We start from the raw sequence: 15,647 nt of genomic DNA, 5'->3' as shown, positions 1-15,647 counted from the left end.
CCTTAACAAATAATGTCAATGGTAGCTTCCCGAAGTAAATTCGGGACAAGCTTTCTGGGCATCGTAATTCTTGAGTAAGATATGAAAAACAAAGAATAGCTACCGCATTAGGATCCCCACCTGCGTGGGGATGACGCAGAAGTTAGGATTCGTCATGCTCAGGGGTAATTTATTTCATAAAAATCAATATCAATGAAGTTAATTTAGCTCGTTATGTCATCCAGAGTGCAGCGAAGGATCTCTTAAATAAATTCAAACTATGAGATTCCTCCGAATTCGCTTGCCTGCCGGCAAGCTACTATTAGGGCACAAGTATTCAATTTTCACTCAGCCTCTTTGCCGGCGGGCATCAAACTTTTGAAGCATCAAAAGTATGCAAAAATGCTTATCAATCCATCAATGTGCCTTTTCACAAGCCTCCGCTCATCAAAAAAACAGCGGCACTTTGTTTTGTTCGGTAGTGAAAAATTAAAGTATCTGCCAAATTGAACACAAAACCACTGCGTTTTAGGTTTGCTAGTGCATTTTTTTCTGTTGTGCTACTGTTTTTTTGATTTGGCTGGCACTGAGGATTGACGGTCGTCCTTGGCTCTAGCTTCTACTTTTATCAATGTAGCCTTGTATAGTTCAATATTCCAGCGCACAAAAATGTGTCCTAATAGTAGCTGACGGCAGGGAATGACAAAACTAGGAGTTTAGAATTTTAAAAAAATTTGATTTATAAACCTTAACAAATAATGTCAATGGTGGCTTACCGAATTAAATTCGGGACAAATTTTATGGGCAGCGTAATGCGTAAGTAGGATATGAAAAACAAAGAATAGCTACCGCATTAGGATCCCCACCTGCGTGGGGATGACGGGAAAAAGAGGAGTTGGTCATGCTCAATTAATAAATAAACTCCGTCATGCTCAGTTCGACTGGGCATCGTAATGCTTAAGTAGGATATGAAAAATAAAGAATAGCTACCGCATTAGGATCCCCACCTGCGTGGGGATGACGCGAAAAAGAGGAGTTCGTCATGCTCAATTAATAAATAAACTCCGTCATGCTCAGTTCGACTGGGCATCGTAATGCTTAAGTAGGATATGAAAAACAAGAATAGCTAACGCATTAGTATCGCCACCTGCGTGGGGATGAAGTGTAAGAAGAGAATTTTGTCATGCACAGGGGTAATTTATTTCATAAAAATCAATATGAGTGACGTTAATTTAGCTCGTTTTGTCATCCAGAGTGCAGCGAAGGATCTCTTAAATAAATTCAAACTATTAGATTCCTCCGAAGTCGCCTGCCTGCCGGCAGGCAGGGAATGACAAAACTAGGAGTTTAGAATTTTTAAAAAATTTGATTTATAGATACTTAACAAATAATGTCAATGGTAGCTTCCCGAAGTAAATTCGGGACAAGCTTTCTGGGCATCGTAATGCTTAAGTAGGATATGAAAAATAAAGAATAGCTACCGCATTAGGATCCCCACCTGCGTGGGGGTGACGCGAAGAAGAGAGTCCGTCATGTTCAGCTCGTTCCGATAGCTATCGGAAGGTCATCATAATATTCTAATACGTCCAAAAATTAATTTCTTGCACTAAACTACTTACTGCTATACTTGCAACATAATGTTTTTCTACTAAAAAACTAAGCAAGTTAAAAGTTTCGTTTTTTCTAGTGATTTGATTTGGTAAGCAATTTATTTCTGGTAATTCCTCAATCAAACCTTCGCCTGTAGCTTTTAGTATCGCTTCTTTTCTAGTCCATAAGCCATAAAAGCAAGTAAGCTGATCTTGAGAGTTTTTTATTAAAACAGTCTCATTTGGATGAAAGCAGTCTGCCAAAAGCGAAGTAAAACTAAAATCTTGTTTCATCAACTCCACATCAACACCTACTGGTAAGGAACCTACTGCAATTAGTATCAAGTTATTGCTATGGCTCACATTAAACTCTAAGCCTTGCACAATCGGTTTTTGATTTGCCGCTTTATCATATTGAATTTCATTTTGCGGCACATTTAAAAAGCTTGACAAAATTTTCTGAGTGATATATTTGCGAACGATATAGCTATCGCGGTCTTTTTTATGCCTAAACCTGTTGCTTTTTAAAATTTCACGTTCTGTTAAAAAATCTTTGTAAATCGCTTCTATTTTTTGAAAATGCTCATCAACAGCAATTTTAAAAATGTGCAAACCCCCATTTAATTTTTCAGCCAGTAGCTGATACGCTGTTTTCCAAACGATATTTTCTTTTAATGGTAAACACTCCATATACAATACTTGTTATTTTTGATTTAAAGTGCGTTGCAAAATTTCTGCAAACATTTTAACATTGGGCTCAAAAAGAAAAGTTTTGTGATCTCCAGGTACTTCGTGAACTGATACGCCCTTTTTAGCATAAGAATTCCAACCTAAGTATTTTAAATCATCTAAAAAATATAAACGTTTTTTTACTCTAAACAAATCTACGTGTATGGGTAGGGGTTTCAACTTGTAGTTATTGTAAGCGATGTCGTAACTTTTAGAAAGTTTTTCTTTATTTGATAACACATCATCAGGCGTTTTGTTATTAATATTGAAAAATTTATTAAATCTAGTTGAAATGCCATTGAACTGATAGCTAATGGTTTCTAAAGGATATTCTATAAAAGATTTCGAAAAAAAGAGTGGTTTATGAATTTGTCTGGTAAATTTTTTCATCAATTCATCAGCCTTGCTCTTATAAAGTTCTTTACCCGTAGCATTGGTGTCTAAAAGCCCTAACATTTTAATTTCTTTACCCATTTGCATTAATTTACCAGCCATTTCGTAAGCAAGTAATCCACCAAAAGAGTATCCTGCTAAGGCATACGGGCCAGTTGGGTTATGCGCTAAAATTTCAGCAAGATAAATGTCTGCCAATTCTTCCATGGTGTAGCCAAATTCTCTATCTTCATCTAAACCAATAGCTTGCATGCCATAAACTGGCTGTTCTTTATCTACATATTTACTAAGCAGATTAAATATGAGCACATTTAAGCCTGCTCCATGAATGAGATAGATGGGGATTTTATTGCCAGTTTTTTTAATGGGCACTAGCGAATTCCATTTAATTTCTTTTTCATCAACAATTAGCATTTTAGCCAAACTTCTAATAGTAGAATTTTCGAAAAGTGTAGCCAAAGGTAATTTGCGTTTGGTTTGCTGCTCAATCTCCATCATTACACTAACGGCTAATAAAGAATGCCCACCAATTTCAAAGAAGTCATCATCTGGCTTTAAATTTTCGAGCTTTAAAACTTTAGACCAAATATTTGCTACCAATAATTCATTTTTACTTAAAGTAGGTTGATGGTCATCGTCATTTTCAGTTTTTATAGTTGGATAGGGCAGTTTATTTCTATCAATTTTACCATTTGGTGTTAGCGGAAATTCAGTCAAAGCAATGTATTGATCGGGGATCATAAAACTTGGCAATAACTCATTGAGTGCTGTTTTCCAATGATTTGTTATTTTTTTATCAATAATAGATGGCTCATTATCATTTATTTTCTTGTTGTGATTTAAAATTAGGTAAGCCACTAGCCTTTGCTGTTCGTTTAAATCTGTTTTTGCGGTTACCACAACTTGTTTCACATCAGGTTGTTTGGCAAGTGCAGCTTCAATTTCTTCCAATTCTATTCTGTAACCACGAATTTTTACCTGATGGTCAATTCTGCCTAAACACTGAATTTCACCATTGGGTAGATATTTTCCTAAATCGCCAGTTCCATACATTTTTTGCCCTTCAACATCACTAAAAGGATCAAAAATAAATTTTTCAGCAGTTAGTTCAGGTCTGTTCAAATAACCATCAGCAACCCCTTCGCCAGCAATAAATATTTCGCCAATAGTATTTACGGGAAGCTGCTTTTGATGTTCGTCAAGAATATAGATGGCGGTATTATTTACAGGTTTACCAATGGTGATCAATTCATCAGTAATACTTACTTGCTTAATGGTAGAATAAATGGTTGTTTCTGTAGGTCCATATAAATTCCACAGTGCTTTTGTTTTTTGCAGTATTTGATGCGCCAATTGTTTTGTTAAAGCCTCGCCAGCTGTAAATGCAGTAATTGGATATTGTTTTTCCCAACCAGCGCTCAATAACATTTTCCACCTTGATGGTGTGGCTTGAAGAATGGTAATGTTTTCTTTTTCTATCAATTCTAGCAGTAATCGTCCATCTTTTCCATCTTCTGCTGTGGCAATAACTACAGTAGCCCCTGCTAATAAAGGCAAAAAGATTTCTACCGCGGCAATATCAAACGAAATGGTGGTTAAGGCTAGAAATTTATCTGCTGTTTTTACACCAGGTTGATTTTTTATACTTGTGATTAAATTAGCAAGATTTTTATGAGTGGTTTTGGTACCCTTTGGTTTTCCGGTAGTGCCAGATGTGTAAATGATGTTAGAAATCTGTTTTAGATTGATATTAATGGTAAAATGAAGCGCTTCTTGCGCTAATTCTTGCCAAATGTTTTCAATGTAAAGTTCATTTTGGCTTGCATTAAATTGATGGGCATATTTTTTATTTAATAGCAATAATTTTGCGCCAGCATCGGCTAGCATAAATTCAATTCTATCTTTTGGGTAAGATGGATCTAAAGGCAAATAAGCAGCTCCAGCTTTTAAAATGCCTAAAAGCATTACCACCATGTGTATAGACCTATCAGTAGATAAAGCAACGATATCTCCGCTACCAACCCCATTTTTAACTAAAATTTGAGCTAGCTGATTTGATTTTTCCAGCAGTTGCTGATAGGTAAGCGTTTCATTTTTAAACTTAACAGCAGTTTTACTTTTATTTGCTACACAAGATTCATTAATGATAGCAACAATATCCCCGCCTGTATAATTACGCGTTACTTGCTGCTGTATTGGTAGTTTTAGTTCCGAATTAGTTGCTGCAAACTCAACAGCACTTTCGGGGTTTTTAACAAAATCTTGCAATAATTTTTCAAAATCAGTAACCCAATGTTTAATGGTACTTTCCTTAAATAATTGAGTATTGTAATTCCATTCTAAAATTAAAGTTTCTTGGCTGCCTGTGGCGTTTAAAAAAAGTTCAAATGTTTCATAGGCTCTATGGGCCGAGCCCAACTCTAATGCTAATCCATTAAATTCTACGGCTTGATCCATTCCCATGTCTATATTAAAAACAACAGGTACTAAAGGTATTCGAGCAGGATCTCTCTTAAAATTGAGTTTCTTTAACAGTTGCCCAAAACTGAGTTGCTGATGCTCATAAGCATCTAAAAAACTAGTTTTGCTTTCTTTTAGGTACGATAATAATGTATGCGAGCCATCTATTTTACTACGTATGGGGATGATATTTACGCAATGTCCAACCAATTCATAATTTGCGGTTGCGAGTTGTCCGGCTGCGGGTAAACCAACCACAATATCACTTTGATGTGTTATTTGTGACAAAAAAACTTCAAAAAGGCCAAGCATGGTATTTACCAAACTACAGCCTGCTTTAGCTCCAGCTAATTTTATTTGTTTAACTAATGCTGAATCTAATTTATGGTCTATTCGGTTTGCTTGATAAGTTCTACTTTTACCTCGCTCAAAATCTGTAGGTAAATTTAAGGATGGAATAGGGCCAGCGAATTTTTTTAACCAAAATTGTTCTGTTGCTTTAAATTGCTCACCTTGTAAATAGTTAAATTGTTCTTTGGCATAACTACTGATTTGATTTACGGGAGGTAGTGTTGGTTCTTCATTATTTTGGTAAGCATTATAAGCTTTACTTAGGTTTTCTAAAATGATGCCAATAGACCAGCCATCGCCAATAATATGATGAATAACTAGCGTGAAAAAATACTCATGTTCATCTTTTTTATGAAGGTAGAATCGAAATAATGGCTCATTTACCAAATCAAATGGTTGTAACATTTGACTTTTTAAGAAATTACTGATTGTATGCTCCTGCTCTTCGTCGGTCTCATTGCTAAGATCGTGATAAACCAGCTCAAAAGCTAAAGCTTTATAAATGATAAAATGAGCCCCATTTGCACTAACAGTACTTCTTAGGGCTTCGTGCCTATGAACAACGGTTGATAAAGCTTTTTTAAAGTTTGGGAGAGAAAAATCTCCTTTAAATGCTAACGTGACAGATTCATTATAGGCCAAATTAGCCTCCACTCCGCCAATTAAGCAAGATAACCAGATTTCTCTTTGAGACTCATTGATTACAATTATTTTATCAATTTCCCTTTCAATTTCAAAAGGGTTATAATCTACTGCAATGAGGTTTTGAGGTAGCGTTTGATCTGTTTCCATCAATTAATTTTATCTCCTAATTGTAAATATTGATGTTCATTTGATGGATCTTTGATAAACCAAGCCGGATTGCCTTCTTTATCTTTACCTAGTTTAGCGCCAGCAAAAGGAGGGTTGCTCGAATCGATTACTACAGCTAAAGGATTATAATTTTGATTGGGTTGATGAAGTGATGGGAAAAATCCTGCTTCAATCATTTCGTCTAAACTTTGTACAAAAGCATTGATGATCATTTCGATATCATCATTCGAAGTAGCCTCTGTAATAAAGCACGGGAAACCATCTAAAATGTGAATTCCTTTTATTCTTAAAAGCACAAACAGCAATTCGCTGTAAGGCAATTCTTGATGATATTTTAATTTCCACAACGATCCATAATTTGCAATAAACATGGGTAGTTGCCTTTTTTCTATGGCTTCGTTTAGTTTTTTGCTCAGATATTCTCCCTTAGTATTTAAACTTTTTTGCAACTCAGGTCCCTTTTCTTTCATGTATTTAAGAGAGGCGTAAGCAGAAGCTAAAGCTAATGGGTGCCGAACAAATGTACCTGCAAAATAGGTTACCCCAATTTCTGGAATAGATTCATCACCATAGTTCCAATTGCCGCCGTCAAGAGCGTCCATCAAATAACTATCGCCTGCAATAACGCCAATAGGAATACCTCCGCCAACAACTTTTCCATAAGCTGCCAAATCTGCTTTGATATTAAATATTGCTTGCGCTCCACCAGGGTGAAATCTAAAACCAGTAATCACTTCATCAAAAATCAGTACCGCTCCAGTTGCTTTTGTAATTGTTCTCAATTCTTTTAAAAATTCAATTGGTACAAATTCTGGTCGCCTGCTCTGAATTGGCTCCACTAAAACAGCAGCAATTTCATCTCCACGCTCTTTGATGATGGCAAGAGTTTCGGGAGTGCCGTAGTCTAGTATTAAAATATTTTGTACCGCTTCTGGCATAATTCCAGCAGCAGCAGGAAATGATTTTAGTTTTTTTGTACCTCTTACTAAAACCTCGTCAATTATACCATGATATGAGCCACTAAACGCAACAATTAGCGAACGGCTAGTTACTGTTCGGGCAATTCTTATGCAACCTAAAACAGCTTCTGAGCCAGTGCTGCATAAAGCTGCTCGTTCAAAACTAGTAAAATCACAAATTAATTTACTTACTTCTGATGCCAGTTCATGTTGGGGCCCAACTTCATAACCTTTTTCTATTTGCTCATGCATAGCCTCTTTGATTACATCAGGTTGATAGCCCAACATATTAGATCCAAATCCATTAAGCGCATCTAAGTATTGATTGCCATCTATATCCCACAATTTGCTCCCTTTAGATTTGTTAATCACGATAGGGTATACCAATTCTTTTGTAACGGGTTTAAAGCCCGAAACTACTCTAGGATCGGCCATAAATGACCTACTTGAAGCTGCATATTGTTTACTCTTAAAAGTTTTTTTGTTATAGCGTAAAGTAAGATCTTTTAAAAAAGAAACTTGTTTATCATTTAAGGTTGATGCCAATCGCTCTATTTTTGGTGTAGCGCCAAATGGTTTTTTAATTTCTGCTTTTTCTTCTTCTGAAAGCTCGCTAATAGAAGAACGATCAGTAACAGTTTGTAGAACTGGTATTGGTACATGAGCAGTAGGATTGATTTGGGCTGATGCATGGTTAGGATTTTGGCCCTGCATGAGCATCACTTGTTTACTTAAGATGTTTAACTGCTGTGCAATTAAGCCCAAAGCACTATTGTCGGTAGTTATAGCTGGTAATGACTGATTTGGCAAATGATCAATTGTTGAACTAACCTCTGCTAACGTAGCAAAATGCGATTGTGGTAAATTTTTATCTAGATAAGCAACTAAACTGGCAATGCTTGAAAACTCTTCGTTTAGTTGCCTAAAAGTTATCGGTAAGTTAAACTGGCGCTTTATTGATGTGGCTACTTGAGTTAGCAATAACGAATCGAACCCTATTTCTAGGAAATTACTTTCTGATGCTACATCATTCATGTCAATACCCGATGCATCTTCTAGTACTTTTTTAACTTGTTGAGTAAGGGCGTCTATTCTCATGTGCGTATAATTTTTTGGAGCATTAATTTCTACAGGAATAATCGGAGAAGGAATTTCCTGAGTTAATATTTCTTGAGTTGGTTTTGGCTCAAGCCAATATTTTTGTCTCTCAAATTGATAGGTAGGTAGGTCAATAATTGACTGTTCTTTACAGAGAGCTTTCCAATCCACACTTATGCCATTGGCCCATAAATGACCCAATGTATTTAAGATAGATTCTAGTGCGTCCTTCTGCGGATCTAAGCTCGAAATAGCTTTCAATGTTTGGCCTTTAAATGCAGCAATCTGTTTAATCAAACTTGAAGTTACTAAGCCAGGGCCAACCTCTAAAAATAGGGGTTGGTGATAAGATAATGCGGTTGATATGGCAGCTAAAAACAATACTGGTTTGCGTAAATGAGCAGTCCAATAAGCTATGCTAATCGCTTCGCTATCACTTAAAATCTTACCAGTAACGGTAGAAATAACAGGAATATTTGGCTTGTTTAATTTAACCTCGGCTACAATCTTTTGATAATCATCTAAAACAGGATCCATCATTGCCGAATGGAAAGCATGACTGGTGAACAAAGGCTTATTGATGATTTCCTTTTGAGATAGTTGTTTTGCCAATCGTTCTATTTGAGCAGTTGGCCCAGCAACCACTACTAATTTTTGACTATTGATGGCTGCAATACTTAAATCGCCAGTAAGTAAATTGTTTACTACTGCAGCTTCAGCTCTTACAGAAAGCATGCTACCTTTTGGTAAATCGCTGATTAATGCCCCTCTAGTGGCTACAAGTTTCAATGCATCAATTAAGCTAAATATACCAGCTAAATGGGCTGCTACATACTCACCAACACTGTGTCCGCATAAAAGGGTAGGATTTATGCCCCAACTAATCCACAGTTGTGCCAATGCGTATTCAGTTACAAATAAAGCGGGTTGGGTGTATTTGGTTTCTTTTAATAGGTTAACTGCGGTGTCACTTTCTTCTTTGGCAAAAATAATCTCCTTGATGTTGAGTTTAAGGTAGGGAGTTAAAATTAATGCACATTCATCAACTGCTGCACGGTAAATAGGCTCATTTTCGTAAAGAGACCAGCCCATGTTTAAATACTGTGCTCCCTGACCAGGAAAAGTAAAGACAATTTCGCCAGAGATTTCTCTTAATAAATTCGGATTAAATGAACCGATAGAGTTAGTTAATAAGCTATCACCCAGTTGCGAAGAACTTACGGCTACTGTAAATGCCCGATGCTTATAATCAGCTTTGCTATGATATAAAGTGTATGCAACAGCAGCTAAGGATGGATTTAGATCGTCTTGTAAATAATTTCCTAATGCCTTGCGATATGAATCTAAACTATCTTCTGAATTTGCAGACCAAGCGATCAATTGAAATGGTTTATCAGAAACAGGGGGTGTAGCTTCTGGATTTTCATAGGCTTCCAAAACCACATGTACATTGGTGCCACCAACTCCAAATGAACTTACTCCTGCTATTCTTTTGTCGTCATTCCAATTGGCCAATTTGGTGTTTACATAAAATGGACTGTTAACAAAATCTATATGCTGATTAGGAATTTTGTAACCTAAAGTGGGTGGTATTACTTTGTTTGCTAAGGCAAGGCAAGTTTTTATAAATCCAGCTACACCAGCAGCTTGTGTTAAATGCCCAAAATTACTTTTGATAGCGCCAATGGCACAATATTGGTTTTTGTTTTGTTCTCCAAACGCTGTTGTTAAACCTTCAAACTCTATCGGATCGCCAATTGGAGTACCGGTGCCATGGGCCTCAATATAGGTAATTTCGCTAGGATCAACACCTGCATTTGCAATGGCTTCGCTAATAGCATGAGCTTGTCCGCTAGAGCTTGGCGCAGTAAAACTACCTTTGCCAGCACCATCATTATTTACGCCAACACCTTTAATAATGGCATAAATATGATCTCGATCTTGCTGTGCAGTCGATAATGTTTTTAAAAGAACAACTCCAGCGCCATCGCTAAAAACAGTTCCAGTAGCCTCATTGTTAAAAGGCGCACAATGGCCATCTGCACTGAGTATACTCCCTTCTTGGTATAGGTGCCCACTATTTATGGGAGATGTAATGCTTGCTCCACCCGCCAATGCTGCATCGCATTGCCCTGCACGTAAACTATTAACTGCTTCGGCTATAGCCAACAATGAAGTAGAACAGGCCGAATTAACACTAACTGCCGGGCCATGAAGGTTTAAGTGATAGGCTGTTCTAGAGGCAATATAATCTTTTTCATTAACCGAATGTACCTGTAACTTACCCTGATTTTCAATTAAATCAGGATGTGCCAATACATTGTTTTCATAATAGGTATTGGTTCCTGCTCCTGCAAAAACGCCGATTTTGCCAGTATAGTTTTGATGAAGGTGTCCAGTTTTTTCTAGTGCCTCATGTGCAATTTCTAAAAATATGCGTTGCTGAGGATCCATCAATGCGGCCAACTTGGGATTGATCCCAAAAAAAGCAGGGTCGAAATGGTCAGCTTGATCAATAATGCCCCTTGCATTTACATAAAATGGATCGTTTTTTAATTCATCAGGAATTTCTTTCGCAATCTCCTCTGGTTTAAAAAAGGTAGTCGTTTCTTTACCATTAATTAATACATCCCATAACTCGTTGATGTTGTTAGCGCCTGGAAATCTACCTGCCATCCCAATTACCGCAATAGGGGCATTGTTGTCTAGTTCTCGCTGGTTTTGAACTTGTTTTTGTGAAGTTTGAGGGGTTAAAAACTTTGTTAAGCCTTGTATAGTTGGACTTTGGTATAATTTGGTAACAGGAATGGCATATTGATGTAATTCACGCAGAGCAATCAACACCTTTTTTGCCATCAGCGAATTGCCGCCTAACTCAAAAAAGTTATCGGTAGTGCCTACTCTGTTTACATGGAGTGCGGCTTTCCAAACGGCAGCTACATTTTTCTCAATTTCGGTTTTTGGATGTACATAGGCATTGGAAAGTAACATGGAAGCATCAGGAACGAGCAAAGCTTTTTTATCAACCTTTCCATTTTTTGTTAAGGGTAATTCGCTTAATGTTACAAATAATTGCGGAACCATGTAATCAGGCAAATGTTCCTGAAGGTAAGTTCTAATTTTTTGCTGATTAGAGTCTTTGTTGTTCGGTACATAAAAAGCCACCAAACGTTTGCCGCCATCTCCATCATCAGTAGCGATAACTGTGCAAGCCTTGGCCAAACCAGAATTTACTACCGAAATTTCAACTTCTCCCAATTCTATCCGATATCCCCTAATTTTAACCTGATCATCAGCTCTGCCCAAATAACTTAAATTTCCGTCGGCTTGCCAAGCACAAATATCTCCAGTTTTATAAAGTCTACCCTGCTGTAAATTACTTTCAATAAATCTTGACCCTGTTAAATCTGGTTTATTGATGTATCCACGTGCAACTTGAGCACCACCAATATGCAACTCGCCACTTTCGCCAATGGGTTTTGGTTGTCCATCATCGCCTAATACCAAAGCAGTCGTATTGGCAAAAGGCGTTCCGATAGCTATTTTCTGTTTTAAGTTGCCTGAAGGAGAAAAAGCATAAAAAGTACAACCAATTGTGCACTCTGTTGGCCCATATTCGTTGTAAATGGTAAGGTTTTGGTTTTCGTTTAGGTTAACAATGTTTTCTGGTTTTAATTCCTCTCCTCCAACTACTAATTTGTTGGTTAAAAATAAATTATCACCATATTTTAAATTTAGTAAACCCAAATGAGCAGGTGTAATTTTAATAAAATCATATGGCGCATGGGCTATTAAGTTTGGGTCTTCGAAAATATCTACACCTGTTTTAGTGCTAATTACGATTTTTTTTCCTGTGATTAAGGGTAAGAACAATGCAGTAATTGATGCATCGAAAGTAAATGGCATATAAAAATAAGTGCCACTTTTTAATTGGTCTGTAAATAATGATTGACTAAAAAGTAAATAATTCACAATATTTCTATGCTCAATCATTACCCCCTTTGGTAAGCCTGTAGAACCTGAGGTGTAAATTACATAAGCCAAGCTGTAATCATTTACATTTGTATGTGGTACTGAGGTTGGATAAGCCGAGATTACTGCTAAATCTTTGTTGAGGTTTACAGGTATAATATTGGTGCTTATTGCCGGAAGTGCCGTATGATCGATTAAACAAATTTTCATACCAGTATCTTCCAAAAGATAATTGATACGGTCTGCTGGGAAATTTGGATCTATAGGAACATACGCAGCTCCAGCTTTTAAAATGCCCAAAATGCCTACTACCATGTTAAATCCAGGCGCTAAGAAAACGCCTACTAATGCATCATTACACGCCCCAAGTTCAAGTAAATGATGTGCAAGTTGATTGCTTTTGGTGTGCAATGTTGCATATGTCATCTCTAAACCACCGTACACAAGCGCAATGGAATTATCATTTTTTAAGGCACCGTTTATCAGAAGATCATTTAATGTTTGACCAATTGGATATGGCACACTTGGGCCATAGCATGTTTTAGCACTTATTTGAGGTGAGAGCTCATTAGACGGTTTACCGCTTATCATAAATATAACAATAGGGATATTTTGTTACTTATTTATTCTAATAAAGCAAAATATACGGTTTTTAAATCATCTATCAGCACGGATTTGCTTGTATTTCGTTGCAAGATAATTAATTTCGCTTCAATTAACAATTAAATCGTGTTAAAGATGGTAGTTTAGGGCTATTGTATTGTGGTTTTTTTCATTTACTTTCGTGATAAAAAAAATACCCAATCAGTACAATTACATTGCAGCTGATTTAACGATATTTAAATTAATCCCTAAATAAAAATATAATAAATGAAAATAGCTGTAATAGGTACCGGTTACGTAGGACTGGTAACAGGTACTTGTCTGTCTGAGACGGGCAATGATGTAATTTGCGTTGATATCAACGAAGCGAAAGTTAAGAAAATGCAAAATGGCGAAGTGCCAATTTACGAACCTGGATTGGATCTTCTTTTTCACCGTAATATTGCGCAAAAGAGATTAACTTTTACTACAGACTTAGCTGCTGCAGTTAAAGATGCACAGATTATTTTTATGGCATTACCAACTCCTCCGGGTGGCGATGGTGCTGCAGATTTATCTTATATTTTAGGTGCTGCAAAAGATATTTCGAAATTAATAACCGATTATAAAGTGATTGTGAACAAATCTACGGTGCCAGTAGGTACTGCAGATAAAGTGAGTGCAGTTTTTGCCGAAAATACAAATGTTGAGGTTGATGTAGTTTCTAACCCAGAGTTTTTAAGAGAAGGTGTAGCGGTAGATGATTTCATGAAACCTGATCGTGTTGTTTTGGGTACAAAAAGTGAAAGAGCTAAAAAACTAATGACCGAATTATATGGTCCTTATGTTCGTCAAGGTAATCCAATTTTATTTATGGATGAACGTTCTTCTGAATTAACAAAATATGCCGCAAACTCATTTTTAGCTACCAAAATCACTTTTATGAATGAGGTAGCGAACCTTTGTGAAATGGTTGGTGCAGATGTTGATGCGGTACGCCGTGGCATTGGTTCTGATGAGCGAATTGGTAAGCGTTTCCTTTTTCCCGGCATTGGTTACGGAGGCTCATGTTTCCCGAAAGATGTACAGGCATTGGTAAAAGCAGCAGATGAAAGTAAATATGATTTCCAGATTCTTAAATCGGTAATGGAAGTTAACGAGAGACAGAAAACCATCTTGGTAGACAAAATTCTTAAATACTATAAAAACGATATCAAAGGCAAACATTTTGCACTGTGGGGTTTGGCATTTAAGCCAGAAACTGATGATATTCGTGAAGCACCAGCCTTGTATATTATTGATGCATTGGTTAAACACGGCGCTACATTAAGCGTTTTCGATCCAGAAGGAATGGAGAATGTTAAAAATATCATTGGAGATAAAGTAGTGTACGTAGATAATCAATATGAGGCTTTGAAAGATGCTGATGCATTGTTAATAGCAACAGAATGGTCAGTTTTCCGTAACCCAGATTTTGATAGAATGGATGAAATTTTAAAGAACAAAATCATTTTTGATGGTCGTAACCTTTATGATTTAGAAAAAATGGTTGACATGGGTTATTATTACAACAGTATTGGTAGAAAATTAATTGGATCAAATGAAAGGTAAAAGAGTATTGATTACAGGTGCAGCCGGATTTTTAGGTTCACATCTTTGCGATAGATTTATTAAGGAAGGCTTTCATGTGATAGCCATGGATAACCTGATTACAGGTGATTTAGCTAACATCGAACACTTGTTTAAATTAGAAAATTTCGAGTTTCACCACCATGATGTTTCTAAGTTTGTTCACATTGCAGGTGAGCTAGATTATATCCTACATTTCGCTTCGCCAGCAAGCCCGATAGATTATTTAAAAATTCCAATCCAAACTTTAAAAGTGGGCTCATTAGGAACACACAATTTATTAGGGCTAGCCAGATCTAAAGGTGCTAGAATGCTAATAGCATCAACCTCTGAGGTATATGGTGATCCAAACGTTAATCCGCAACCAGAAGAATATTGGGGCAATGTAAATCCAGTTGGCCCACGTGGGGTATATGATGAGGCCAAACGTTTTCAGGAAGCGATCACTATGGCTTACCATACTTTTCACGGTGTGGAAACGAGAATTGTGAGGATCTTTAATACCTACGGCCCCCGCATGCGACTAAATGATGGAAGAGTATTGCCAGCTTTTATTGGTCAGGCCATACGTGGCGAAGATTTAACAGTTTTCGGTGATGGTAGCCAAACTCGCTCATTTTGCTATGTAGATGATTTGGTTGAAGGTATTTATCGTTTATTATTTAGCGATTATGCTCAGCCAGTTAACATTGGTAATCCAGATGAAATTACCATTCAACAGTTTTGCGAAGAGATCATTAAATTAACGGGTACAGACCAAAAAATTGTCTATAGAGAATTACCGCAAGATGATCCGAAGCAACGTAGACCAGATATAGAAAAGGCAACTCGATTATTAGGTTGGACACCAAAAGTAGCTAGAGCAGAAGGTTTAAAAATAACTTACGATTATTTCAAATCGCTGTCTCAAGAAGCATTGGCTAAAATTGAGCATAAAGACTTTACTACATTTAATAAATAGTAAAATTTTAAATCTTATTAGCAAGGAGACGTTTCGAAAGAAAGTCTCCTTTTTTGCTTTAAAACCTCCTACAATACATATTTAACAGATTAACAACAGATTGTCGATTTGTTAAAATTAAAACATAATAAC

General features: G+C 36.7%; 5 protein-coding genes. 2 read left to right on the top strand and 3 right to left on the bottom strand.

Annotated features, from left to right (window positions below):
- Window positions 1-1,556: 1,556 nt before the first annotated feature.
- The 3 genes from FA045_RS12100 to FA045_RS12090 are packed head-to-tail and all read right to left on the bottom strand — an operon-like array spanning window position 1,557 to window position 12,934.
- Window positions 1,557-2,258 (bottom strand): 4'-phosphopantetheinyl transferase family protein, encoded by a 702-nt coding sequence (locus tag FA045_RS12100; protein ID WP_136877338.1) that lies wholly within the window; start codon window positions 2,256-2,258, stop codon window positions 1,557-1,559.
- Between the two features lie 12 nt (window positions 2,259-2,270).
- Window positions 2,271-6,293 carry a non-ribosomal peptide synthetase gene (locus FA045_RS12095; RefSeq protein WP_136877337.1) on the bottom strand — a complete coding sequence of 1,341 codons (4,023 nt, stop codon included), beginning with the start codon at window positions 6,291-6,293 and terminating at the stop codon, window positions 2,271-2,273.
- Window positions 6,293-12,934, bottom strand: coding sequence for a polyketide synthase (locus FA045_RS12090; protein ID WP_136877336.1), 6,642 nt, complete (start codon window positions 12,932-12,934; stop codon window positions 6,293-6,295). Before FA045_RS12090 ends, FA045_RS12095 begins: the two co-directional genes overlap by 1 nt.
- A gap of 279 nt (window positions 12,935-13,213) precedes the next feature.
- On the opposite strand from FA045_RS12090, the gene FA045_RS12085 reads away from it, so the two are divergent.
- A complete protein-coding gene (locus tag FA045_RS12085) occupies window positions 13,214-14,536 on the top strand; it encodes a UDP-glucose dehydrogenase family protein (RefSeq protein ID WP_136877335.1) in 1,323 nt (440 codons plus the stop codon).
- Window positions 14,526-15,515, top strand: a complete 990-nt coding sequence (locus tag FA045_RS12080; RefSeq protein WP_136877334.1) for a UDP-glucuronic acid decarboxylase family protein — start codon at window positions 14,526-14,528, stop codon at window positions 15,513-15,515. Before FA045_RS12085 ends, FA045_RS12080 begins: the two co-directional genes overlap by 11 nt.
- The last annotated feature ends 132 nt before the right edge of the window (window positions 15,516-15,647 follow it).

This window comes from Pedobacter cryotolerans (assembly GCF_005116475.1).
Taxonomy (GTDB): Bacteria; Bacteroidota; Bacteroidia; order Sphingobacteriales; family Sphingobacteriaceae; genus Pedobacter; species Pedobacter cryotolerans.
Note: the sequence above shows the minus strand (reverse complement) of the source record. Positions and strands in the feature narration are given on the sequence as shown.

What these genes read in the sequence shown, in the direction of transcription:
- FA045_RS12100 (WP_136877338.1), bottom strand. Translation starts at nt 2,258, where the DNA reads ATGGAGTGTTTACCATTAAAAGAAAATATCGTTTGGAAAACAGCGTAT.
- FA045_RS12095 (WP_136877337.1), bottom strand. Translation starts at nt 6,293, where the DNA reads ATGGAAACAGATCAAACGCTACCTCAAAACCTCATTGCAGTAGATTAT.
- FA045_RS12090 (WP_136877336.1), bottom strand. Translation starts at nt 12,934, where the DNA reads ATGATAAGCGGTAAACCGTCTAATGAGCTCTCACCTCAAATAAGTGCT.
- FA045_RS12085 (WP_136877335.1), top strand. Translation starts at nt 13,214, where the DNA reads ATGAAAATAGCTGTAATAGGTACCGGTTACGTAGGACTGGTAACAGGT.
- FA045_RS12080 (WP_136877334.1), top strand. Translation starts at nt 14,526, where the DNA reads ATGAAAGGTAAAAGAGTATTGATTACAGGTGCAGCCGGATTTTTAGGT.